Annotated in this window: 20 protein-coding genes and 1 pseudogene; 9 read left to right on the forward strand and 12 right to left on the reverse strand. The window is 30.0% G+C overall.

Features of this window, described 5'->3' with window-relative positions:
- Positions 1 to 15 precede the first annotated feature (15 nt).
- From rpoN to AC5LAX_RS10935, 3 genes are all read right to left on the reverse strand, one after another.
- A complete protein-coding gene (rpoN, locus tag AC5LAX_RS10925) occupies positions 16 to 1368 on the reverse strand; it encodes an RNA polymerase factor sigma-54 (RefSeq protein WP_288909300.1) in 1353 nt (450 codons plus the stop codon).
- Positions 1369 to 1386: 18 nt separating this feature from the next.
- Positions 1387 to 2670: a hexokinase family protein gene (locus AC5LAX_RS10930; protein WP_266286359.1), complete on the reverse strand. Its 1284-nt coding sequence runs from the start codon at positions 2668 to 2670 to the stop codon at positions 1387 to 1389.
- A 192-nt stretch (positions 2671 to 2862) separates the two neighbouring features.
- Positions 2863 to 3231 (reverse strand): VOC family protein, encoded by a 369-nt coding sequence (locus AC5LAX_RS10935; RefSeq protein WP_018999893.1) that lies wholly within the window; start codon positions 3229 to 3231, stop codon positions 2863 to 2865.
- A gap of 229 nt (positions 3232 to 3460) precedes the next feature.
- Here AC5LAX_RS10935 and AC5LAX_RS10940 point away from each other — a divergent pair, with 229 nt between their 5' ends.
- On the forward strand, positions 3461 to 4420 hold the full coding sequence (locus AC5LAX_RS10940) for an NAD(P)H-dependent glycerol-3-phosphate dehydrogenase (RefSeq protein WP_015561888.1): 960 nt from the start codon (positions 3461 to 3463) through the stop codon (positions 4418 to 4420).
- A gap of 16 nt (positions 4421 to 4436) precedes the next feature.
- Positions 4437 to 5024, forward strand: a complete 588-nt coding sequence (locus AC5LAX_RS10945) for a LexA family protein (RefSeq protein ID WP_018999894.1) — start codon at positions 4437 to 4439, stop codon at positions 5022 to 5024.
- 77 nt (positions 5025 to 5101) lie between these two features.
- On the opposite strand, the gene AC5LAX_RS10950 is transcribed toward AC5LAX_RS10945, so the two are convergent.
- Together AC5LAX_RS10950 and AC5LAX_RS10955 are read right to left on the reverse strand one after the other, a co-directional pair.
- Positions 5102 to 6463, reverse strand: coding sequence for an NAD(P)-dependent oxidoreductase (locus AC5LAX_RS10950; protein WP_118036014.1), 1362 nt, complete (start codon positions 6461 to 6463; stop codon positions 5102 to 5104).
- A gap of 142 nt (positions 6464 to 6605) precedes the next feature.
- Entirely contained in the window at positions 6606 to 6956 is a 351-nt protein-coding gene (locus AC5LAX_RS10955) for a NirD/YgiW/YdeI family stress tolerance protein (protein ID WP_008539351.1), read from the reverse strand.
- A 216-nt stretch (positions 6957 to 7172) separates the two neighbouring features.
- On the opposite strand from AC5LAX_RS10955, the gene AC5LAX_RS10960 reads away from it, so the two are divergent.
- Positions 7173 to 7859: a response regulator transcription factor gene (locus AC5LAX_RS10960; RefSeq protein ID WP_008539350.1), complete on the forward strand. Its 687-nt coding sequence runs from the start codon at positions 7173 to 7175 to the stop codon at positions 7857 to 7859.
- The gene (locus AC5LAX_RS10965; RefSeq protein WP_288909299.1) at positions 7843 to 9306 is read left to right on the forward strand and encodes a sensor histidine kinase; all 1464 of its coding nucleotides are present in this window, start codon (positions 7843 to 7845) and stop codon (positions 9304 to 9306) included. Before AC5LAX_RS10960 ends, AC5LAX_RS10965 begins: the two co-directional genes overlap by 17 nt.
- A gap of 68 nt (positions 9307 to 9374) precedes the next feature.
- On the opposite strand, the gene AC5LAX_RS10970 is transcribed toward AC5LAX_RS10965, so the two are convergent.
- The 3 genes from AC5LAX_RS10970 to AC5LAX_RS10980 form a co-directional block, all read right to left on the reverse strand.
- Positions 9375 to 10127 (reverse strand): hypothetical protein, encoded by a 753-nt coding sequence (locus tag AC5LAX_RS10970; RefSeq protein ID WP_117976498.1) that lies wholly within the window; start codon positions 10125 to 10127, stop codon positions 9375 to 9377.
- An 82-nt stretch (positions 10128 to 10209) separates the two neighbouring features.
- On the reverse strand, positions 10210 to 11490 hold the full coding sequence (serS, locus tag AC5LAX_RS10975) for a serine--tRNA ligase (RefSeq protein ID WP_288909298.1): 1281 nt from the start codon (positions 11488 to 11490) through the stop codon (positions 10210 to 10212).
- A gap of 131 nt (positions 11491 to 11621) precedes the next feature.
- Positions 11622 to 13424 (reverse strand): peptidoglycan D,D-transpeptidase FtsI family protein, encoded by a 1803-nt coding sequence (locus tag AC5LAX_RS10980; protein ID WP_117585189.1) that lies wholly within the window; start codon positions 13422 to 13424, stop codon positions 11622 to 11624.
- 209 nt (positions 13425 to 13633) lie between these two features.
- On the opposite strand from AC5LAX_RS10980, the gene AC5LAX_RS10985 reads away from it, so the two are divergent.
- The gene (locus AC5LAX_RS10985; protein ID WP_008539343.1) at positions 13634 to 14005 is read left to right on the forward strand and encodes a RidA family protein; all 372 of its coding nucleotides are present in this window, start codon (positions 13634 to 13636) and stop codon (positions 14003 to 14005) included.
- Between the two features lie 48 nt (positions 14006 to 14053).
- Here the strand turns inward: AC5LAX_RS10985 and AC5LAX_RS10990 are convergent, their stop codons facing one another.
- The 3 genes from AC5LAX_RS10990 to AC5LAX_RS11000 form a co-directional block, all read right to left on the reverse strand.
- On the reverse strand, positions 14054 to 14521 hold the full coding sequence (locus AC5LAX_RS10990) for a low molecular weight protein-tyrosine-phosphatase (protein ID WP_288909297.1): 468 nt from the start codon (positions 14519 to 14521) through the stop codon (positions 14054 to 14056).
- 31 nt (positions 14522 to 14552) lie between these two features.
- Entirely contained in the window at positions 14553 to 16019 is a 1467-nt protein-coding gene (locus tag AC5LAX_RS10995; RefSeq protein WP_288909296.1) for an ATP-binding protein, read from the reverse strand.
- 211 nt (positions 16020 to 16230) lie between these two features.
- Positions 16231 to 17124 carry a hypothetical protein gene (locus AC5LAX_RS11000; RefSeq protein WP_493263854.1) on the reverse strand — a complete coding sequence of 298 codons (894 nt, stop codon included), beginning with the start codon at positions 17122 to 17124 and terminating at the stop codon, positions 16231 to 16233.
- Between the two features lie 189 nt (positions 17125 to 17313).
- Here AC5LAX_RS11000 and AC5LAX_RS11005 point away from each other — a divergent pair, with 189 nt between their 5' ends.
- Genes AC5LAX_RS11005 through AC5LAX_RS11020 form a run of 4 tightly spaced genes read left to right on the forward strand, consistent with a single transcriptional unit; the run spans position 17314 to position 23657 of the window.
- Complete coding sequence (locus AC5LAX_RS11005; RefSeq protein WP_204965375.1) at positions 17314 to 18456, forward strand: hypothetical protein; 1143 nt, start codon at positions 17314 to 17316, stop codon at positions 18454 to 18456.
- 16 nt (positions 18457 to 18472) lie between these two features.
- Entirely contained in the window at positions 18473 to 20137 is a 1665-nt protein-coding gene (locus AC5LAX_RS11010) for an ATP-binding protein (RefSeq protein ID WP_204965374.1), read from the forward strand.
- A 15-nt stretch (positions 20138 to 20152) separates the two neighbouring features.
- A complete protein-coding gene (locus tag AC5LAX_RS11015) occupies positions 20153 to 21796 on the forward strand; it encodes an ATP-binding protein (RefSeq protein WP_204965373.1) in 1644 nt (547 codons plus the stop codon).
- On the forward strand, positions 21789 to 23657 hold the full coding sequence (locus AC5LAX_RS11020) for a hypothetical protein (protein WP_288909293.1): 1869 nt from the start codon (positions 21789 to 21791) through the stop codon (positions 23655 to 23657). Before AC5LAX_RS11015 ends, AC5LAX_RS11020 begins: the two co-directional genes overlap by 8 nt.
- A gap of 12 nt (positions 23658 to 23669) precedes the next feature.
- On the opposite strand, the pseudogene AC5LAX_RS11025 reads toward AC5LAX_RS11020, so the two are convergent.
- Positions 23670 to 24462, reverse strand: a pseudogene (locus AC5LAX_RS11025) (hypothetical protein); the annotation flags it as partial.

The following is a 24462-nucleotide window of genomic DNA, read 5'->3' on the forward strand; positions in this document are numbered from 1 at the left end:
AAATATTTTTAAGTTCTAATATCTTTTGCGTTTAGATGAAGAAGCAAAGCCCAATTGTTCCCTATATTTCATAACTGTTCTTCGTGATATTTTCATACCATTTTCATTCAAGATATTTGTTAATTGTTGGTCACTAAGCGGTTTTGCTTTATTTTCATTTTCAATGAGTTCTTTTATTTTTGCTTTTACCTTATCAGCGATTATGTCTTCTTCTCCGTTTTGTTTGCTTACACTACCTGCAAAAAACTTCTTCAAAGCCACTATACCATAAGGCATTTCCATATATTTATTAGCAACTGTTCTACTAACAGTTGATTCATGTACACCAATATTTTCAGCAACAGTTTTCATAAGTAAAGGCTTCATATAGGATAAGCCTTTATAAAATACCATTTCTTGTTGTTTTACAATCTCATTTACTACTTTCAATAAAGTTATACGTCTTTGTTCTATACTTTTAATCAACCAAATGGCAGAATTTACATGTTGCTCAATATATTTTTTACTATGCGTATCTAATATATCTCTTTTATAGCAAAGACTGTTTACTCGTAATTTAGGTACATTCGTTTCATTTATAATTACTTCTAACTGTCCGTTAATATCCCTAACTACTACATCAGGTACAATATATTCTAAATTTTCTTTACCAAAAGATGCTCCTGGTTTTGGGTTAAAAGTGCGAATTATATCTATCGCTTCTTGTACTTGTATAGGTTCTACATTTTCTAATGTAGCTATCTCTTTTATTTTTCCCTCAGCTACTTTTGGTAAATATTTATCTATAATAGCTTTTATAATTCCGTCATATACATTAATTTTCTTTGCCTGTATAGCTAAACACTCTGGTAAATCTCTCGCCGCAATTCCTATTGGTTCTAATATTTGAATTTTTGCCAAAACATTTTCTATTATCTTTTCATTTATTTTCAATAAAGATGATATTTCGGCTGTACTCACTCTTAAATATCCTGCTGTATCTAATAATCCAATGATATATCTAGCTACTTTTATCTCTTGTTTATCGTTAAAAGTAAAATCCACTTGTTCTGATAAATATTCTTCTAATGTCTGATTATTTCTCGTGAACTCTTTTACTTTAAAATCATCGTCATTTGCTACAGGTTCAGGCTTTTCATCATCTTTGTTTAAGTATTCTAAAAAATCCATAGTTTTATCAAAGTTAGAAGCAGTCTCAAGCTCATGTTCTGAGCTTGAGTCTATTTCTAAAGTTGGATTTTCCATATATTCTTTTTCGATGAGTTCGCCTAATTCATAGGCAGATAATTGTAAAATATTTATGGATTGCTGAAGTTTTGGTGTCATTAACAATTTTTGTTTTAAATTTAACGATAATGACTGCTTCATTGTTTTTTCCTCTTTAAATTAGCATTCAACAGGTTCCATAGCTGCAGCGAGTGCTGCACCAAGTGCAGAACCACCATTTTCTAATACAAGTTCTAATTTGTCAGCTTCTTCGCCTAAAATTTCATAAATAGCTTTTTGCATATTGTCTTTTATTGTAGGCATTTTTTCATATACAGAACCATCTACAGCTACAAATTGTTTTGGAATGCCACCATTTGGATATAAATGCCACATAATACCGCAATAAGTAGCAACTACTAATCTTGCAGAACGGCTAGCAATTGTTTCAGCTAAAGCTTTTACCCAAATAGCATCATCTGTAGTTATATCTGCATTGATTTTTGCTTTTAATAAATCACATACACCATCTAAATTATCGCTGTTATCAGCTAAAATAGTGGATATATCAATACTTGTGAATTCTACTTTACCGATATTCCAAGCGTCATCTAAGCAATAAGATAATAATTCACCCATATAACGACCAGAAACCATTTTTTCTAAGCGTTGTTCATATGGTTTTTCAGATTCCATATCTAATTTGTAATCGTATTTATTGATAGCGAGTTTATTAAATCCTCCAGATTCCATATTTATAACCATTGCAGGTTTGCCCATACCAGTGAATGTTTCATAATAGCATGTATTATGACCTGTAGCATAGATAGAACCAATATTTACATTACCTAATTTGTATGCAGCTGCTAATAAAACTGCTACTGTATCATTGATAACTGCTGTTGGTTCAACATTTGTAAGATTTTTACGAGCTAAAGCTGCTTTTAATAAATCATTTACAACTTCGCCTTCAACGCCTTTTGTTGCAAATTCTTTAGTCCAAATAATAAGACGTGCATTATAAATATTTGTCTGAGAAGATGGGAAGGAGAAAGTATGTCCTAATAAGTATTTTTTATCGCGATTGCCATCAACAGCTTCTTCTACCATATCAGCGATAAAATCAAATAATTCATTAGCATTTGCATCAGCGCAAATAAAATCATATTCGCCTGGCACTACTAATGGTTTAGCAACTTTTTTAATAACTTCGAATTTGCCTTCACCATCTAAACGAATTAAAACTACACGAAGATTTGTGCCACCAAAATCAAGTGCTAAGTATTCTCCTGTTTCTTTACCAGTAGGTAAACCGATATAAGATGGTAACATACGTAAAGAAGATTCTCCTGTTTCTTTTACGCCATGTTCTATATCATAGCGAAAAGATGCTGCTACATCTTTTATGGCATCGCTATCAAGTGTAAATTCATCAATCATTTCTTGAAATTTTTTGTTATCCATCGAATTATTTTGCCCCTTTTTTATCTAAAAGTGAACTACTCTTCATTTGTAAATGAGAGCTTCTTGGGAAATAATTAGTAATCTAACTATATCTGCCAAGCGCTACGGCTAGTCCCTAACCTGAATTTATATAATGATTTACATTTTATTTATCAATATTTTGTATAAATTAGGCGATTTTCGCCCATTAAGTTAAAATCTTCCTTTAGGAATTACTTCCATCCAGTTTCCATCTGGGTCATTGATAAAATAAATACCCATTTCTTTATTTTCATAGCAAATGCAACCCATTTTTTCATGGAGTTCATGCGCTTTTTCATAATCGTCTACTTCAAAAGCTATATGGAATGTATTATCACCTAAATTATAAGCTTCTTTTTGACCTTTTATCCATGATAATTCTAATTGATGAGTTGTTTCATCATCACCCATATAAACTAAAGTAAATTCTGGTGTATCTAAACGGTCTACTTCTTTCAAGCCTAAGGCTTTATTATAAAAATCAATTGATTTTTCTAAATCTAAAACATATATATTACTATGCAAAAATTTGAAATTCATACCCACACCCCATATCTATTGATCTTTTTATATCTTATTTTAGCATAGATTAGAAAGTTGAACAAATACGCTTTGCCTACATAAAAATAAAATAAAATCGCTATTTCCAATATATATCTTCTACTTTTTTTGCTATGATATAATTAATAGTTATGAAATAAATCACAAAAATGACATATTCTTAAGAAGATTAATTAATACAAAAAATAAAATTCTAGGAGGCTTTTTTATGAATATATCTGTTCTTGGCTGTGGTCGTTGGGCAAGCTTTCATGCTTGGTATGCCAATCATATTGGTCATAATGTAAAAATCTGGGGTAGAGAAGGCTCTAAACATCTAGAACAACTACAAACTACACATCAAAATGAATACCTTAGTCTATCTCCTGATATTACTTATACAAATGATTTGAAACTCGCATTAAATTTTGCTGATACAATCATCATCTCCATCAGCTCTCAGCAATTGCGAAACCTAGCTAAGGAAATCAAAAAAACTGATTTATATATGCAAAAAACATTTATTCTATGTATGAAAGGTCTTGAAATTTCAACAGGAAAGCGTCTATCTGAAGTATTCACTGAAGAAATTGGCGAAGATTGCAATGTAGGTGTTTGGGTAGGCCCTGGTCATGTTCAAGATTTCTTAAAAGGCATTCCTAATTGCATGGTCATTTCAGCCAAAAATACAGATATCAGTAAACATATTATCAATATTTTTAGCAGTGATTTAATTCGTTTTTACTATAGCGAAGATTTAATCGGCACAGAAATTGGAGCTGCTGCCAAAAATGTAGTAGGTATTGCTGCCGGTATGCTCGATGGTATGCACTACACTAGCTTAAAAGGCGCTCTAATGGCACGCGGTACTTATGAATTATCCAATTTAATCAAAGCTTTAGGCGGAAATAATATGACAGTATATGGTCTTAGCCATCTTGGCGATTATGAAGCTACTTTATTTTCAGCATATAGCAATAACCGTTGTTTCGGTGAAGATTTTGTCTTAAACAAACCATTTAGCAAATTAGCCGAAGGTATTTACACTATGCAAGCTCTCCTAAAACTTGCTGACAAACATCATGTAGAATTACCAATTTGCGCTGTCATCAATGAAATTGTAATCAATCATAAAAATCCTAAAGAAGAATTATTAAATTTATTCATGCGACCTTTAAAAGCTGAATAATACAGGTGGTGAAGCTATGTCAACATTTGCTATTACTTTAAAAAAATTACTTCAAGAAAAAAACATGAAACAAAATGAACTAGCACGTTTAACTAAAATTAATAAATCTTCTATCAGCGAATACTTATCGGGAAATTATCAGCCCAAATATAAAAATATCCTAAAAATAGCTGAAGTCTTAAATGTATCTCCAAATATTTTCTTGGAAGATACTTCTAGCGAAGAAAATGTTAAACGACTTCCTATCTTAGGCAAAATCGCCGCTGGTATTCCCATCTTAGCTCAGGAAAATATTGAAGGTTATTTGCCTTATGATGATAATGATGCTGATTTTTGTCTACGTATCCATGGTGATAGCATGATTAACGCTCGCATCAATGATGGTGATATCGTTTTTATCAAACAACAATCAACTGTAGAAAATGGAGAAATCGCTGCTGTCTTAGTTAATGATAGTGCTACTCTAAAGCGTGTTTATTTCGTAGATGATACAGTGCAACTGCGCTCTGAAAATCCTAAATATAAACCGATGGTTTTCTCAAAAAATAATTGCGATAATTTCCGCATACTAGGAAAAGCTATCGCTTTATACACTAAATTTTAAATAAAAAAGATGCTTTGAGAATATATATCTCAAAACATCTTTTTTTATTTCATCAAAATAGATTAAATTACAATATATTAATCAACCATTTTCATGCCACATTCTTCCATGAGTTTCTTGGCTTCTACATATTGAGCTATACCCTGAGCTACTTTTTGAGCATCTTTCATAGCTACAACTACAGTAGCTGGTCCATTAACTACATCTCCACCAGAGAAAACTCCATGTCGCATAGTCATACCATATGGTTTTTCACGAGTTTTTACAAATCCATTTTCATCTACATCAATACCGCTTGTAGAGTCTACAATTCTGCTAGCAGGTTTTTGTCCTATAGCAATGATTATTTTATTTGCAGAGAAATATTCACGTCCATCTGTATCTACGACTTTGTCTAATTCTTCATCAAATTCACGTACCGAACATTTTATACCTGTTACTGCATCTTCTCCTGTGATTTCTACAGGACCTCTTAAAGCGTGTATTTCTACGCCTTCTTCTTTAGCTGCATCTATTTCAGATTTTAAAGCTGCCATATCTTCTTCACGACGACGATTTACAACTTTTACAGATTTTGCCCCGCAACGCATAGCTGTACGAGCAGCGTCCATAGCAGTATTACCACCGCCAATTACCACTACTTCATCGCCTTCTTTGATTGGCACTTCATTAGGATCAACGCTATTGCTATTGGATAATTCCACCATCTGCAAGAAATATGTTGCTTGAATTACTCCTTTTAATTTAGCACCATCTATTGGTAAAGATTTAGATAAAGCATTACCAGTACCGATAAAAATAGCATCAAAGCCCTGATTAAATAATTCATCTACTGTAATTTCTGTGCCTACCATGATATTTAATTTAAAATCTACGCCTAATTTTTTAATGCGTTTTACTTCACGACGAACTACTTGTTTTGGTAAGCGAAATTCAGGAATACCGTACATCAATACTCCACCAGCTTCTGGCTGAGAATCAAATACTGTTACCTTAAATCCCATTTTAGCTAAATCCCCAGCTACTGTAAGACCAGCAGGACCTGAACCAATTACTGCAATATTTCCAGGCTGAGATTTCGCTACATTTGGAGCCACTAATTCAAGTTCTCCATCCATGTCAGCAATGAATCGCTCTAATTTACCAATTTTTATTCCTTGACCTTTACGTCCCAAAATACAAGAACCTTCACACTGACGTTCATGCGGGCAAACTCTACCACAAACTGCTGGTAAATTACTACGCTGAGCAATAATCATACTAGCCTTACCTAAATCGCCATGCGATAATGCATCTATAAATTCTGGAATATTATTACTAATTGGGCACCCCGTACGACACATTGGCTTTTTACAATTCAAGCAACGTTTTGCTTCAACAATAGCTTCTCTAAGCGTATAGCCATTTGTCTCGTATCCTACATCAGCTGTATTTGACATATAATTCACCTCTATGGTTTTAGTACTAAATTATTTATATTAATTATATCATTAAATCAAACTAATATACAATTATTTTAACAAAAAAAGCCATCAGTTATAAGAACTAATAGCTTTTCTTCGTGAAATTTATATTTTATTTTTAACGTTTTTCAATATTTTTAACTTCTAATTCGATACCGCCATGCCAATCTTTATCTACTTCAGCATAAATGCGTACAGGTGTATCCATGGATAATTGATACCATATATCATCATCAACTTCTACTGTCATAGAATTTCCTTCATTATCAGTAAATGTATATAAATCTTTGTAGATATGTTCAGTGAATTCGCCATCTACTAATACACGTTGTTCGTCCCAACCGTTAGCTTTAATATCTGCAATTGTCGTTACTTGAGCACTATTGTGGTGCTTAGCTGCGAATACGACAGCTGTACCTAAAACAAAAACAGTTACTAAACTCAATACTACCGCTAACATTTTTTTCATATTATCACTCCTATATATTTATTAAAAATAAAATCCTTATTTATTATTTTTATCGGGTAAATAAACTCCAACATTTTACACTTATATAATAAACAATTATTATTAAAAAATAATTATATCCGAATTAAAATTAGATTAAAAATAGACGCTAGGACTTTTTATTTACTAAAAAAAATGGTTTTATATATGTAAGAAGTATTTTTAGGAGGAATTTTTATGAGCAAAATTTTAATTGTAGAAGATGAACACCGCATTGCTCGTTTTTTACAAATGGAACTAGAGCATGAAGGTTTTTCAACTGCCAGTGAGAGTAATGGGCTACGAGCATACGAGCGTATTATTCAGGAAGATTATGATTTAGTCTTACTAGATATTATGCTACCAGATATGGACGGATTGACCATCTGTCAAAATGTACGCAAATTATCCGATATTCCTATCATCATGCTCACAGCAAAAGATGAAATAAATGATAAAGTAACAGGTCTTGATATCGGTGCTGATGACTATATCACTAAGCCATTTGCTATTCAAGAACTTCTAGCTAGAATACGTGCTACCCTTCGCAAGCATAATAATTCTACTACTAAACCTGCAGAAGAACCTTCAGTGTTCAAATTTAAAAATATCCATGTATATCTTGACCGTCATGAAGTAAAAGTTCATAACCAATTAGTTGAACTCACTAAAAAAGAATATGATTTACTTTTATATTTATTACACAATCATGACCATGTTTTATCTAGAGAGCAAATCCTCCAATCCATCTGGGGTTATGAATATATGGGTGATACCAATGTAGTCGATGTTTATATTCGCTATTTACGCGCCAAAATTGATGATTATTTCAATGAAAAATACATTCATACAGTAAGAGGCATCGGCTATGTTATCAAAACTTAAAACTTATTTAAATATGTGTATTCACCCTCGTTTAAAATATATGCCTATTTCCCTAAAATTAGCTTTTATCTACAGCATCATGCTCTGCTTAATTTTAATTGTAACTTTAAGCAGTACCTTGATTGGCATACATTATGTGCTCTTTCACGAAGCTGAAGTATCCATCAATTTATCTGCTAATTATGTAGAGAAAAAAGCTAATAATGAAACAGTGCCAGAATTACTACAAGATGTGAAAAGTTCTGCCCTTATCCCTGGCGTTGTCATGCGTGTAACAGATAGCAATAATAATATAGTTTATGATAGTTTGCCAATGTATATATCTATCAATCACGTTCAGGATTCACTTGCTAGACAAGAAGAACATCCTCAAATTGAAGATTACATTCGCAACGCTCTTTTACCTTCAGATTTAAAATTTGTCAATTTTAAACATTTTTGGATTTTCTATACGCAAAGAACTATTGTCAAAAACGATGAAACGTATACACTTCATTTCTTGCGAACGATTACAGCAGAAAAAGTATTTTTAGAAGAATTATCCGAAACTATTTTTTATGCTGGTATTGCAGGAGTAATAATCTCTATTATCTGCGGTTTTCTCCTCAGTAGAAGATTATTAAAACCATTAAGAGATATTACCACGACTGTAAAAAATATTGAAATCCAAGATTTAAATCAACGCATCAAAGTACAGCCAACTAGAGATGAATTAGAAGAACTTTCTAATACCTTTAATTTAATGTTAGAGCGCTTACAAAAAGGTTTTGAGCAACAGCGTCAATTCGTATCCGACGCCTCTCATGAGCTTCGCACGCCTGCCACTGTAATTTGCGGTTATTCAGATATGCTCGCTCGTTGGGGTAAAGATGACCCTCAAACTGCTGATGAATGTATCACAGCTATTCATTCTGAAGCCATCAATATGCAACGTTTGATTGAAAAGCTCTTATTCTTGGCTAGAGCAGACCAAAAACGTCAAGTATTGCATAAAGAGTCATTGAATTTAAAACCTTTAATTGCCGATATTGCCAAAGATACGCAATTAATTGCCCCTCAACATACTATAACTTGCACTCATAATGATGATGGATATATTTTTGCTGATGAATTAGTGATACGTCAAATGCTTCGTATCTTTTTAGATAATAGTATAAAATACACGCCAGATGGCGGAAAAATCACCATTTCCTCAGAAAATAAAGTCAAACATATGATTGTAAAAATCTCAGATACTGGTATCGGTATCGCTAAAGATAAACAAGATAAAATCTTTGAGCGTTTTTATCGCGTAGATAGTGCTAGAACGAGAAACGGCGTCGGTGGTACAGGTCTTGGTCTTTCCATTGCCAAATGGATAGCTGATGCCCATGATATCGAAATCAAATTATCTAGCAAATTAAATAAAGGAACAACAATTATTTTAATCATTCCTAAAGATAACTAAATAAAGCACCTTAGGCTTAAATCTATGAGCTTAAGGTGCTTTTTCGTATTTTATTTATAAAATTTTAATCAGTATCTAGCTTGTCCGTTAATAAAAGAAATCATTGTTTTAGCTGGCAAAGTTACCATTGTACCATCTGGTTGTTGCCAAGAAATAGCTTTTTTCAATACTCCAGAAGTTACATATCCTTCCTTAGAAAAGCTTATATCTTTACCGCCTGCAAATTCTACAAATCCAGCCATTTCATCGCCAGCTAAACCTGTTTTAAAACCATATGGTCTTAAAAGAGCGTCATCTCTCAAGCGACCATTTTTCACTGAACCATCAGGATAAAAACCTAATTCATATTGGTCTTCAAATGTAATCAGACCATATTTATCTTTATTCACACTTACAGTTACTTCTTCATCAATAGTACCAGATAATACAGTACCATCGGTCGCAAAAGTTACAGGCTTATTGCCTTTATAACGTACATGAGCATAAGTTGGGAAAGGAATAGAAACACTTGTAAACGGATGGAAAATACGAGGATAGAAAATGCTATTATTACTTTCCTCATAATAATCATTGATTACATTTCTCCAGCCAGTAGGACGAAGTGCAATATCGCGATTTAATACACCTGTTACCACTTCATTATTTTCATTTAATTCCACTACTGTACCTTTTTTGAATTTCAAATCATCATTTGCCACGCTAAAACCTTGAGGAACTAATACTTTTGTCTTATCTAAAGTCATAGTTTTTGCCTCTGCCATAGACATAGATAAGCCACAACATAATAAACCTACTGCTAAAAATACTTTTAATTTTTTCATTTTATCACCTCTTATATTTAATATGACAAAAGCTCATCAAAATTGATGAGCTTTTATTTATCTTATTATTTTAGCACTAATATTATTCTGTTTTTTTAATTACTTCAATGCCACCCATGTATGGACGAAGCACTTTTGGAATTACTACAGAACCATCTGCTTGCTGATAGTTTTCTAATACAGCAGCTACAGTACGTCCTACTGCAAGACCAGAACCGTTCAATGTGTGTACAAATTCAGGTTTTGCACCTGCACTGCGACGGAATTTGATATTTGCACGGCGAGCCTGATAATCGCAAACATTAGAGCAAGAAGAAATTTCACGATAAGTATTATAGCTTGGAAGCCATACTTCGATATCGTAAGTCATAGCAGCTGTGAAACCAATATCACCTGTGCAAAGTTTTACTACATGATAAGGGATTTCTAAGAGCTGTAAAACTTCTTCTGCGTTATTAACCATTTTTTCTAATTCATCATAAGATGTTTCAGGTTTAACGAATTTAATCATTTCAACTTTGTTGAACTGATGTTGACGAATAAGACCACGAGTATCGCGACCAGCACTACCTGCTTCTGCTCTAAAGCAAGCAGTGTAAACGCTGTAGTATTCTGGTAATTTATCGCCATCTAAAATTTCATCTCTATGGAAGTTAGTAGCTGGAACTTCACCTGTTGGTACGAGATAATAATCTAAGCCTTCAAGTTTGAACATATCTTCAGAGAACTTAGGCAACTGACCTGTACCAGTCATGCTGTCTTTATTAGCGATAAATGGTGCAAGCATTTCTGTATAACCTTGTTTATCTACATGTAAATCCATCATGAAGTTAATCAAAGCACGTTCAAGTCTTGCGCCTAAACCTTTATAAAAAGTAAAACGTGTACCTGTAACTTTTGCAGCTCTTTCAGGATCTAAAATATCAAGGTCTGCACCGATATCCCAATGAGCTTTTGGTTCAAAATCGAATTCACGAGGAGTACCCCAACGGCGAACTTCTGGATTATCGCTATCATCTTTACCTACTGGTACAGATTCATGGCACATATTTGGAATGCGAAGTAAAATATCATGTAATTCATCTTGAATTTCACGGAGCTGTTTATCTAATTGGCTAATTTTTTCACCAACTTGACGCATTTCTAAAATCACAGCATCAGCATTTTCTTTATTTTTTTTCATTTCGCTGATTTTTTTAGAAACAGCATTTTTCTGGCTTTTTAAATTTTCTGTTTCAGCAATGATTTCACGACGTTGTTTTTCAAGTTCCATGAAACGGTCAAGATTCATTGGATTATTTCTGTTTTTTAAATTCTGTAATACTAATTCAGGGTTATCTCTGACAAATTTTATATCGAGCATTATTTTAACCTACCTTTTTTTGTAACTAAATATGTAGTAATCTTAATTTTACAACATAATCCATTAAATTAAAAGTTTACCACATAATTATTTCATTTTCTATGGATATATATTTCAAAATCCATCAATATTTATTGGTTTTTAGCTTCTGTTCCCTTGATATCATCTAATAAACTTTGATTGCCGTTTATTGGTTTTACATTAGCATATCTAAATAATTGTAAAAATATATCATGTGCTATTGGTGCTGCTACTTGACCACCATAGTACTCGCCACCAGCTGGGTCATTGATGATTACAAGCACTGTGAATTGAGGGTCTTCCACTGGTCCAAAACCACAAAATGAAGCGATATAATGTCCTGGCAAATATCCGCCATTTACCATATCAATTTTTTGTGCTGTACCTGTTTTACCAGCAATATGATAACCTTCAATACTTGCTTTAGAACCACCGCCTGTGGAAACTACTTGTTCTAATACAGATTTCAAAGTCTTATCCACATCAGAGTCAATACAACGGCGAACTTCTTCGCGTTCCATTTGCTGATATACTGTGCCATCAGCATTATAAATAGCCTTCACGATATGAGGTTTTAACAATACACCATCATTTGCTATAGCAGACATAGCTGTAATCATCTGAAGTGGTGTTACCGCGATACTTTGCCCAATAGAAGAAGTCGCTACGTCAGAAGCAACCATATCTTTTGGATTAAATAAAATCCCAGATTCTTCACCCGGAAGCTCAATACCTGTACGTTCGCCAAAACCAAATTTACGAGCATAATTCATCAAGCGCTCGCCACCTAATTCCAAACCTAATTGAGCAAAACCTGTATTGATAGAATTTTTTACAACATCTAAGAATGTAACTGTACCGAAGCTATCACCACTCCAGTTTTGAATAGTTCTACCTGAAACTTCAATAGTTCCTGGGTCAACAAAAATATCTGTTGGTGATACTAATTTTTCCTGAAAACCAGCAGCCGCTACGATAGATTTAAATGTAGAACCTGGTTCATAGATATCTGATACAGCTCTATTTTTCCAAACATTAGGATCGTATTTATGAAAATTATTTGGATCATATGATGGTCGAGATGCCATAGCCAAGATATCGCCATTTTTCGGGTTCATTACTATAGCTGTTACTGATTCAGCACCATGATCCATCATCGCCTTATCCAAAGCTTTCTCAATGATAAATTGATACTGTGCATTGATAGTCAGCTGGATATTTTTACAATTAGCATCTACAGGTGAATTCTTCAAAAATACAGAGTCCATAATTGGTCTAGCCAAAGCATCTGTAAAAATAGAAGAAGTTTGTTCTTCACCTTTTATCATGCCATCAAATTGTTGCTCAATACCATCTAAACCTTTATCATCTGTACCCACAAAGCCGATTACATTGGCAGCTAACATATCATTTGGATAATATCTTTTACTTTCTTGAATAAAACCAAGACAAGCCCTATATTCAGGCTTTTCCTTCATTAAATTTTTCAAAGCCTTCGTTTCTTCCGGTTCCATCTGTCTTTTTACCCAGACGAAACCACCACCTTGAGCGATATCATCTAAAATATCCTTTTCGGTAAGTCCAATCAAAGGAGCTACATCTCTTGCCGTTTGTTCTGGATCTTCTACATGATTAGGGTCAATATATAGAGAGCTAACCATTGTACTTATCGCCAACTCTTTCATTTCCGCATCATAGATAGTACCACGAGGCACATGAAGCACAGATGACTCTTGGACTTGCGACTCCAAGCGAGATAACATTTCATCTCCACGAACTATTTGCACCCAAGCATATCTAGCCATGACGCCAATAATAAAAATGAGCAATCCTATGAATAAATAAATTATATGCATTTGCACTTTATTTACTTTTTTTACTATCTTTTTATTTTGTCCACTATTTTTATCCATAATCTTCTTAGCCTAAAGACCTACGATAAAATACCTCACTTTCCTTAAACATAACTCTAATTATATCAAATTTTACTATAAAGATATATTTCTAACCTTGAATTATCTAAAAAATTATTTCATAGGCAAACAATCCATTTAATGATAAAATATTAATTGTATCTAAGTATACATATTTACATTTACTAAAATCTATTGAGGTGAGTTTTATGAAAGTAATTAAAACAACTAATGCACCTGGTGCTGTAGGACCTTATTCCCAAGCTATCGAAATCGACAACCTTGTTTTCGCTTCTGGTCAAATCGCTTTAGACCCTGCTACTGGCGAAATGGCTGAAGGTATCGAAGCTCAAGCTCATCAAGCTTTAAAAAATGCTCAAGCAGTAATCAACGCTTCTGGCGCAAAATGGGAAAATGTAATCAAAACAACTGTATTCATCACAAATATTGATGATTTTGCTAAAGTAAATGAAATTTATGCCACTTACTTTACACAACCATATCCTGCTCGCTCCTGTGTAGAAGTAAGTAAATTACCAAAAGGTGCCTTGATTGAAATAGAAGTAATCGCTAAAAAATAAGCTTTAACTTAAAAATAGGAATGATACAAAAATATCATTCCTATTTTTTTATGCCAAATCATATTCTTTTATTAATTTAGCAAGTAACGCTCTACAAGCTTTATCTACATCTGCATACGTTTCATCAAAATTATCTGTATACCATGGGTCTTTTACATCACGATTTTCGCCGACAAAAGACATCATCTTATATACTTTATGCTCTGTATCTTCACCGATAATATAGCTTAGATTGTGTAAATTATTATTATCCATCACAATAATATAATCATACATATCATAATCTTGCTTTGTTATCTGCACAGCTTTGCGCTTGCTAAATGGAATATTCATTTCACGAAGTTTTGCTTTTGTGCCATAGTGAGTATCACAGCCGATTTCTTCACGACTTGTAGCTGAAGAATTGATTATAAATTTATCAGCTAAACCCGCTTTTCGCACTAAATCCTTCATCACAAATTCAGCCATAGTTGAACGACAGATATTACCATGACATACAAACATTATCTTTATCAAAATTCTCATCTCCTTATAAATTTATATTATTTTACTCTTTATTAGCTAGTATATATCTTCTGTTTTTTCGTTCTCCTTCTTCTAATAATAAGCCTTCTTTTACCATCTCTTTTAAAAATCGTTTAGTAGTTGATTCTGCTAAAACTAAAATTTGCCGTGCTTCCATATTTGATATAGATCCATGTTCTTCTACATACTTAATAATCAAGTTTTCTCTATCAAATTTTTTTCTTTGTTTGCTTGTTATTATTAAATTTTTATCGGCTTTTATCAGCTCTTTTATCGGCTCTTTTATCGGCTCTTTTATCGGCTCTTTTATCGGTTTTTTTATCGGCTTTTTATCAACCTTTCTATATAAATTAACACGAAAAGTATTTCCTATTTCCCTAAATTCTGGTTTAGGTAATTCATATTCTTTAGCTCTATTTATTATTCTTTGTATACCAGTTCCCCATTGTTCAATCAAATCCATCTTATTAAAAATTTCAGCAATAACTTTATTTCTTATTTTAGATCTGCCATTTAAAATTTCTTCTAAAGTTAATCCGCCATATAACGTACCTGGTGAAGTTACTTCTAATCTATCATCATAAATAGCTATTTGAACACATGAATTATCCATGTAATTTCTATGCACTTGTGCATTTATTATTATTTCTCTAATTGCACTAGTAGGTAACTCATATTTATCTATTCTAATAAGACTTTCTATTTTTGAACTGCGATTAATATGCCTCAACACAAATTGATAAGCAGCTTCTACTTGTTCATATATTGAACCAGTATATTCTTTTTTATCAATGAAAACATCCCTAGTTATTCCCTTAAATAATGCACATTGAATTTTTGCAAATTGAAAAAATTCACTTGTAAGTAGTACAAACGCATTAGTTGCTAGAAGTTTATCATTTACCTTCTTTAATACTTTCCAATTTATTAATTGTTTTTCGGTAGGCATTTTTATTTCTTCTGATGTAGATAAACTCATATATTTTTGTATATCACTACAAAGTTTATCTATTGCCTCTTTCGTAACTTCATATCCCATACAAATTTGCTCATCCCAAGAAATATTTTTACCTTCCATTTCTAATTCTCTAATTTTATCACTATCTGCTAATCTTGATGTCGCAGCACTTCTAATATACGTGCCTCGTTCTTTTCCTTTACTTTTCAAATAATATGGTCTATTAGCTCCTGGATAAATTTCTATAACAAGAATACATTTATCTTCTACTGTTTTAAATGAAATATCTGGTACTATTTGAGGTTCACATGCATCAGAAATTGCATTTGTTACTTTATCCATAATTTCAAAAATATTATCTTTATCTATTCCTATAATTGATTTATTATCATCTATACCAATAATAAGTTTTCCTCCACTAGTATTGGCAAATGCAATAATCGTTTTCATATATGTTTCACTTTTATCAGGTAACTTTGCTTTAAATTCAACTGTTTTAGATTCACCTTTAAAAAATTTAGAATCAACCATTGTTTCGCCTCTTTCATAATTCACTTAAAACTAGTATATTTCATCATTAAAATAATAACAACAATATCTATATACTTAAAATAATTAAGTTTTTCCTATAACTTTTCTTCTCTGTTTACTTGTTATTATTGATTTTTTATCGGCTCTTTTATCGGCTTTTTATCGGCTCTTCTACATAAATTTTTCCTTATTTCCTTAAATTCTAATTTAGTTAAAATAAAATAATTGTATTATCTTTGCTTAGTGGCTCCATAACTTTTGCATATTCAGCTATAGCCGACAATTCAATATTATTATTGCTTATAAAAATCTGTATTGGCTTACTAGAAAAGATATTTTTTATCTCCGCCTGAAGTTCTTCAAATACTTTTTCCACCTGTATTCGTTCAGTTTCTAAATCCATTTTAGGTTTAAAAAATAAATATACTAATTTAGCTGGTACATCTTTATCTTTTTGCGAAGCAATTCCCCAAAGATGACATAAAAACTGTTTAATATCAAATCTTATCCTTGTCTTTGCAATGCCAAAATTACATAGTTCTATTTTAAACTCATCTATATCTGGACACTTTGCATAAGAAAAACCAAAATCATTTTCTTGTCCATAAAGCAAATTCCAATAGCTTTTCTTCAAATAAATTGAATGCTGACTAAAAATCTCATGACATTTCACTTCAAAATAAATATTTGCCTTAGGGATATAAGCATCTAAATTAGCAGTTGCATTAACACCTTTAATTCGACAACTATGCTCAAAAATTATATCTTCACTATTGTTAAATTGCTTATATCCATCTCTTAAAGCCAAATAACAAAATCTTGAAGATGAAGCAACACTTGCCATCTTTGGTGGCATATTTCTTTTCTCTTTTAATTCGCTTCCTTTACCATGATTATACTGATTATAAAATTTATTATATTTACCATTTTGCATTTTAGAAATAAATTTATTATAAGCTTCTTTATTATAGTAAACATCATAAGACTTATCTTCTATTTCATAACCAAAACAATCATTGCCAATCACATCAACCAAATTCTTTTTTATAAAATAATCAAATTCACTTTTGCTAATCACTACAAACACTCCAGCAAAGCATAACATTCATTTTTATAATTAGTTTAGCAAAATTTAAATAAGTGTATTATTTAACTTCTTATAAATTTATATACTAAAACTATTTTACCATTTTTATAATTAATCTTATATTATAAATTGTATAATTAATAAGTTTTAATTTACCCAATTCTATGATACACTAAAAAACAAAAGTTATCTTAAGGAGAATACATTATGAATAAGATAATGAATATTATTTCATCAGAAACACATGGTAAAAGTTTTAAAACATTTAAGTATTGTTTTGATGGAATAGAAGTCCCTACTTTAAGCTATGATGATCATAAAGATATTACATGGGAAGACTACGGTGAAACAGAAGTTATTACTCAAGCTAAAAATCTAAAAACATTTGCTGACTTATTAAAAAATGAACAGCCTTTATTTAAATTTTTCTTAGATGGATCTCGTCGAGCTTTTAAAGTAGATGATATATCTTATAATCAACAAGTATTTCCTGTAATTGCGGGACAAATAGGCATAGGATGTTGTTCTAGAAATAATAAATTTCTAAAAACAGAAGATTTTATTAAAAAAAATATTATAGTTTTACCAGATATTGCTAATCAAGATGACTGGAATAAAGAAGTATTTTGGGGGAATTTATGTAAAAAAATAAATGATAATATTCCTAATAAAAAAATCTCAATTTCAAATATAAAATCATATAAATACATAAAAAATGAAACCGAGAATTTAGAAAATAAAGGTATAGCTGTAATACAGGATTTTATGATTGAAAATGAAATATTGATGGTAAATAAATTAGTAAAAACTAATAAAATAAACTATAAGAATTACTTATTAAAAGATGGTTCACTTGAATATAGGGTAGATAATATAAAAGATCCTAGAAAATTACGTTTTTTCGCCAATACTTTTAATTATGTTGTTGGAGCTTCAAAATCATTTAATCCCGAAAATTGTAGGGACAAACGTGGTAAAAATAATTCCAATATGATAGCTGATTTACCTTTATATTCAAGAACTCCTGTAAATTTATATACATCAACAAGACTTAAAGGTATGCGTTATGCTGTTTGGTATGTAAGAATTAGAAATAAAAAATACACAACAAATGCTTTTGATGGAATTCTTAAATTAGAAAAAATCTTAGTTTTAAATGATAGTAATGAACATCAAATTTTAGATACTGAAGAAGTAGATTTAATAACTGCTAACATAATTAATGAAAGAAATCCTGTTTGTTATGGTAGTGATTTTAGATGGGCAAATCATTTATATCCAATTTATATAACTGAAAAATTTATAAAAAGTAAATATCTTAGTAATAATATGTTCTTAAATTTATTTTAAAGAAACAGGTGATTTTATGAGTAAAATAATCGGCAAAGTAATTGCTACAGAAAAAAATCCATCTACAATAGATGACTTTTATTTTTGGACAAAACCAGATATGATTTTAAATCCATTTGATGTAGTAAAAATAAAACATCTAAAGGATAGTATTACTTATGGTGTAATAGAAGAAATTTCTCATATTACAGATACTGCTAATTTTTTATCTGATTATATCTCTAATGACTTTGGTGATGTATTTACTGAAGAAAATACGTATAGAATAGGTATGAATTATATCAAAGCTAAAATTATTGGTAATACCCAAAATATTTATATACCATTAATAAATAATTCTCAAGTATCCTTGGCTGATAAAAACGAAGTCCAAGAAGCATTAGGTTTAAAAAATATTAAAAATCCTGTAACTTGTGGTTATTTAGAAATGTATTCCAATGATGAAAGTAAAATTACATTACCAGTAAAAATGGACGCTAGATTTTTAATAGGTCCAGAGGGTGCACATTTAAATATATCTGGTATATCTGGTTTGGCAGCAAAAACTTCATATGCTATGTTTTTACTAAAAGCTATTCAAGATAAATATTTATATGAAGATAACGTTGATGATGTTGCTTTTTTACTATTTAATGTAAAAGGTAAAGATCTATTAGCTATTGATGAACCTAACGAATTTGAAAATGCAACCGAAAAAAATACTACATTATCATTATACAAAGAATTAGGCATGAAAACCGATCCATTTAAAAATGTTAAATATTATTATCCTTATTCCAAAAATAAAGTAGGCAATACATATTTATCAAAAGAAGAATATGATAATCAACGTGCTTTAAATAAAGCAATGTTATATAAATATGACTATGAAGATGATAAAGATAATCTAGATCTAATGTTTGCTAGTTTGGATGATCCCAACCAAACTATAGATTCTATACTAAATTATATTATTTCTAAGCAAGGAAATTTTGATAATTTAACGTCATGGAGTGCCTTTCTCGAAGAAATACAAGAAAAATGTCAAGCAGGTCGATCCGGAGATAAAGAAATAACTGTATCTAGTTGGCGACGTTTCAATAGAATTATACGAAAACTAATTTATAAAAATCCTATATTTGATAAAATTCATGATTGCACTGAAGAAACTAGAATAGGCGAAGCTTTAAAACATATTAAGAAAAATGAAGTTCATGTTATTGATATTGCTAAATTAAATGAAGGTATGCAAGGCTTTGTATTTGGGGATGCCATACGAACTATTTACAATTTGCAATTAGGTGAATATAGTGGAGAAAAAAATGTTAATCCACCAAGAAAAATTATTATATTTATAGATGAACTAAATAAATATGCTTCTCAAGATTCTCCTAAAAATTCACCTATATTACAACAAATATTAGATATAGCTGAAAGAGGACGCTCTTTAGGTATTATTTTGTTTTCTGCCGAACAATTTAGAAGTGCTATTCATTCAAGAGTAACAGGCAATTGCTCATCTCATGCCTATGGACGTACTAATGCTATCGAAATAGCAAAATCAGATTATAAATATGTTCCACAAGTATATAAAAATATGATGACTAGATTAAAACAAGGTGAATATATTATCCAAAATCCTATTTTTAGATCTCTATTAAATATAAAATTTCCAAAACCATTATATAAACAATATAAATAAAAATGAGGTGAGTTTATGGCAATAATTGGGAAAAATGTCATTGAAAATTTGACATTAGGTATGTATGAAAATAGTTTAATGATTTATAGAGAATATATTCAAAATGCTGCTGATTCTATAGATAACGCTATAAATTTAGGCATTTTAAAAAAAGGAACTGATAAAAATAATATAAATTCAGATACTAAAGAAACAGCTCAAATAGATATTTATATTGATCAAAAAAAAAGAAATATTTCTATTTATGATAATGCTTTAGGCATCCCTAAAGATAAATTTTTTAACATTTTATCTAGCATAGCTGACTCAGAAAAAGATAAAGAATCTAATAAAGGATTTAGAGGAATAGGTCGTTTAGCTGGATTAGCTTATTGCAAAAAATTAATATTTACATCTTCTTATATAGGTGAAAATAAAAAATCTATTATGATTTGGGATGGTGAATTATTAAGAAACATATTAAATGATACAAAAAATCGTATATCCGCATCTGATTTAGTAGATAAAGTTATTGATTATAAAACAGAAAACTGTGATATTAATGAACATTTTTTTGAAGTTATTTTAAATGATATTTCTACAGAAAATAATGAATTACTTAATGTAAAAGACGTTTATGATTATTTATCATTTGTTGCTCCTGTTCCTTATGCAAATTCATTTATTTATGCAAGCAAAATCAAGGAATTTATAAAAGAAAATAATTTAAAATTAGATGAATATGATATATTAGTAAATGGTAAATCAGTTTTTAAACCATATAAAACTCATTTATTATCCCAAGGTAAAACTTACGATGAAATTAAAGACATTGAATTTAGATTTATCCGTTCCGAAGATAATAAATTACTGGGTTGGATGTGGTTTGCTGTTATCAAATTTGTAATAAATATTCCTAAAGAAAATAAAATGCGCTCTATACGTTTAAGAAAAGAAAATATTCAAATAGGTAATGAAACAACACTAAGTAAATTCTTTAAAGAAGCTAGAGGTTCAACCTATTTTATTGGTGAAGTAATGGCTATTGATAAAAATCTTATACCTAATGCAAGAAGAGATTATTTCAATATCAATGAAACATTACGAGAATTTGAAACAGCATTAATACCTATTTTAAATGGAGAAGCATATCATTTATATTATTATGCTAATAATGTTAAACGAGCATTTAGAAAACAATATGATATCATAGAAAAAGAAAATAAATTTAAATTAAAGATTCAAGAAGGAAAATTTCTAAGTAAAAATGATGAAGAAAAAGCTCAAAAAGAATTAAAAACAGAACTAGATAATTTATCCAAAATAACAGATAATATCCATAAATTAGAAAATAAATCTGCTAAAAATCCTCTATATAATAAAGTATTCAATATGATAAAAGAAGATTTTCAAAAGAAAGATATTGAATCTAATACTCCTGAAATAGCTCAACAAAATGTAATAAAAACTACCTCTACACCAATAAAAAAGAATAATACAAATACTATACAAGAAAAATCTATTAAAAAGAAAAAATATATAGCACAAGAACTATCTAAGTATAATAAAAGAGAACAAAAATTAATCACTAGAATATACTCAAAAATAAAAGAACTTTTGCCAAAAGATATGGCAGACGATTTAATTGATAAGATACAGGAAGATTTAAAAAGTGAATAGAAAAATATTATTAATTGAACCTAACTATAAAAATAAATATCCCCCAATGAGTTTAATGAAAATAGCTACTTATTACAAATCATTAGGAGATGATGTAACCTTTTTTAAAGGTAAACTTCAAGATTTGGTTTTAAATGATACCTATAAAGCCCTTTTAAAGCAATTATATGCAAATGATAGTTCTATTTTTTGGGAAAAATATAAACCTGAAATTTGCAAATATCTAAAAAAAGGCTTATCAGAAGAATTTTATAAAATTCCTTTAGTGGAAGAAAGTCTAATTATAAACTCTTTATTAAAATACTACAGACGATATTTTAGAAATAAAGAATATTTTTATCCTGAAAATAGAATTTATGACAAAATAGCAATTACTACATTATTTACTTTTTATTGGGATATTACAATTGATACCATAAATTTTGCTAAACAATTATGTAAAAACGAAAAAGATGTATTAGTTGGTGGAGTAATGGCTTCTATTCTTCCTAATTATATACAAAAGGAAACTAATATTTATCCTATTATTGGACCACTAATAAAACCTAAAATGCTTGGTGATGATAATGATATAATTATTGATTCATTACCTTTAGATTATTCTATTTTAGAAGAAATTGACTATATATATCCTGCTAATGATGGATATTTAGCTTATATGACTAGAGGTTGTATAAATAAATGCAAATTTTGTGCTGTACCAAAATTAGAACCTGAATATAAAAATTACCTTCCAATAGCTAAACAAATAAAATTAGATGAAGAAATATTTGGAGCAAAAAGAAATCTTTTATTATTAGATAATAATGTACTTGCTTCAACTCGATTTAACGAAATTATAGATAATATTAAATTAGCTGGTTTTTACAAAGATGCTACTTATATAGAACCTAATACTTTTGAAATAGCTATCAAAAATTTAAGAAATAATTTAAATGATAAAGCATATATAAAATGTATAGTAAAAGAATATAAACGATTAATTGAAAAATTAGGTAAAAATGCACAAGAAATTTATGATTTACTAGATGAATACTATTTATTAAATGCTGATACTGCAACTAAAGAAGCAATTTTATCTACTTATGATTTTATTAAAGATAAAATTAAAATTCTTTACAGCGAAAAACCAAGAAAACGATATGTTGATTTTAATCAAGGTATAGATGCTAGATTAATAACAGAAGATAATATGAAAAAAATGGCAGAAATACCTGTCCGACCTGTAAGAATTGCATTTGATAATTGGAAAATACACAAAATCTATGAAAAAGCTGTTAGAACAGCTGTAAAATACGGTCATAAAAACTTATCTAATTATATTTTATATAATTTTGAAGATACTCCACTTGAATTATATAAAAGATTAAAGTTGAATGTTGATTTATGTGAAGAATTAAATGCTAGTATTTATTCTTTTCCAATGAAATATCATCCTATTGAAGATCCTAATTATTTTAGCAATAGAGATTATATTGGAAAACACTGGAATAGAAAATTTATTAGAACCATCCAAGCAATATTAAATTCAACAAAAGGTAAAGTTGGAAAAGGAAAATCTTTTTTTGAAGAAGCTTTTGGTAAAAATGAACAAGAGTTTGAAAAATTATTGTTCATGCCTGAAGTAATGATAATCTACAGATTTTACTATAAAGATAATGGTATTACTGAAAAATGGTGGCAATGTTTTAATAATTTATCACCAGAAAAATTAGCTGTCGCAAAAAAAATTATTGAAACAAATGATTTTTCTTCATATGAAACAACAATATCGGATAAAGATATCTTAAATTTATTAAGTTACTATAGAATAACTAGAAAAGATACTGAAAAAGAATTACAAAATAAAGGTATAGCATAAATTGCTATACCTTTATTTTTCTATATTATATCTTCTTCTATAATACTCTATTGTTCTATACTCTAAAACATCTCTCATATTATCTACAAAAACTTTATTTTTTATAACCTCTTTTAGATTTTCATTTAAAGCTAATGCAAAACCTTCTTTTTCTACAAAGAAGCCTTTCCCTGAAGCTTTTAGATATTTTATCGGCATAGTTTTTGCTTTTGCTAGGTGCTGTTTATCTGTTATTTTTAAATATTTATCATAAGTCATATCACTTGCAAAATCTTTCCAGTTTTTATTTTTACTAAAAAACTCTTTCCATGTGAATAAAACATCTTCATCTGTTATCGCTGATTTTATATTTCCTTGATTATAAAAAGCATACAGTATAGGCATCTTATATACTTTTTGCATATCTGTTGTTTCTATTAAATTGATAAAATCCTTGCCAATACTTTTATATAGTGCTTTTTCGTCATCAGATAGCTCATTTAAATCATTTAAGAAATCTAAATAATGTCTGAATGGATTTTCTTTTGCATGGTTCATACAATATTGATAAATACTATCTTCCATATAAGTGAATAACTCCACTCTTGTTGGTCTTTGCTCTAACAATTCCTTGATACGAAAATATTCATTATTTATTTTTTCTTTCATGGTTAAAGTTTTCATATCCATTTGTTTAAATAAATCTATTAATTGCATATCGAAATCAAGGATACAATCATCAGTTGACATACTCCCCATGCCTAAAGGCAGGGGATTCTTGGATACAAACGATACTTGCCTACTAAAATAGCAGGTCTTACTATAT

This window comes from Megamonas sp., from assembly GCF_986095205.1.

What these genes read in the sequence shown, in the direction of transcription:
- rpoN (WP_288909300.1), bottom strand. Translation starts at nt 1,368, where the DNA reads ATGAAGCAGTCATTATCGTTAAATTTAAAACAAAAATTGTTAATGACA.
- AC5LAX_RS10930 (WP_266286359.1), bottom strand. Translation starts at nt 2,670, where the DNA reads ATGGATAACAAAAAATTTCAAGAAATGATTGATGAATTTACACTTGAT.
- AC5LAX_RS10935 (WP_018999893.1), bottom strand. Translation starts at nt 3,231, where the DNA reads ATGAATTTCAAATTTTTGCATAGTAATATATATGTTTTAGATTTAGAA.
- AC5LAX_RS10940 (WP_015561888.1), top strand. Translation starts at nt 3,461, where the DNA reads ATGAATATATCTGTTCTTGGCTGTGGTCGTTGGGCAAGCTTTCATGCT.
- AC5LAX_RS10945 (WP_018999894.1), top strand. Translation starts at nt 4,437, where the DNA reads ATGTCAACATTTGCTATTACTTTAAAAAAATTACTTCAAGAAAAAAAC.
- AC5LAX_RS10950 (WP_118036014.1), bottom strand. Translation starts at nt 6,463, where the DNA reads ATGTCAAATACAGCTGATGTAGGATACGAGACAAATGGCTATACGCTT.
- AC5LAX_RS10955 (WP_008539351.1), bottom strand. Translation starts at nt 6,956, where the DNA reads ATGAAAAAAATGTTAGCGGTAGTATTGAGTTTAGTAACTGTTTTTGTT.
- AC5LAX_RS10960 (WP_008539350.1), top strand. Translation starts at nt 7,173, where the DNA reads ATGAGCAAAATTTTAATTGTAGAAGATGAACACCGCATTGCTCGTTTT.
- AC5LAX_RS10965 (WP_288909299.1), top strand. Translation starts at nt 7,843, where the DNA reads ATGTTATCAAAACTTAAAACTTATTTAAATATGTGTATTCACCCTCGT.
- AC5LAX_RS10970 (WP_117976498.1), bottom strand. Translation starts at nt 10,127, where the DNA reads ATGAAAAAATTAAAAGTATTTTTAGCAGTAGGTTTATTATGTTGTGGC.
- serS (WP_288909298.1), bottom strand. Translation starts at nt 11,490, where the DNA reads ATGCTCGATATAAAATTTGTCAGAGATAACCCTGAATTAGTATTACAG.
- AC5LAX_RS10980 (WP_117585189.1), bottom strand. Translation starts at nt 13,424, where the DNA reads ATGGATAAAAATAGTGGACAAAATAAAAAGATAGTAAAAAAAGTAAAT.
- AC5LAX_RS10985 (WP_008539343.1), top strand. Translation starts at nt 13,634, where the DNA reads ATGAAAGTAATTAAAACAACTAATGCACCTGGTGCTGTAGGACCTTAT.
- AC5LAX_RS10995 (WP_288909296.1), bottom strand. Translation starts at nt 16,019, where the DNA reads ATGGTTGATTCTAAATTTTTTAAAGGTGAATCTAAAACAGTTGAATTT.
- AC5LAX_RS11000 (WP_493263854.1), bottom strand. Translation starts at nt 17,124, where the DNA reads ATGTTATGCTTTGCTGGAGTGTTTGTAGTGATTAGCAAAAGTGAATTT.
- AC5LAX_RS11005 (WP_204965375.1), top strand. Translation starts at nt 17,314, where the DNA reads ATGAATAAGATAATGAATATTATTTCATCAGAAACACATGGTAAAAGT.
- AC5LAX_RS11010 (WP_204965374.1), top strand. Translation starts at nt 18,473, where the DNA reads ATGAGTAAAATAATCGGCAAAGTAATTGCTACAGAAAAAAATCCATCT.
- AC5LAX_RS11015 (WP_204965373.1), top strand. Translation starts at nt 20,153, where the DNA reads ATGGCAATAATTGGGAAAAATGTCATTGAAAATTTGACATTAGGTATG.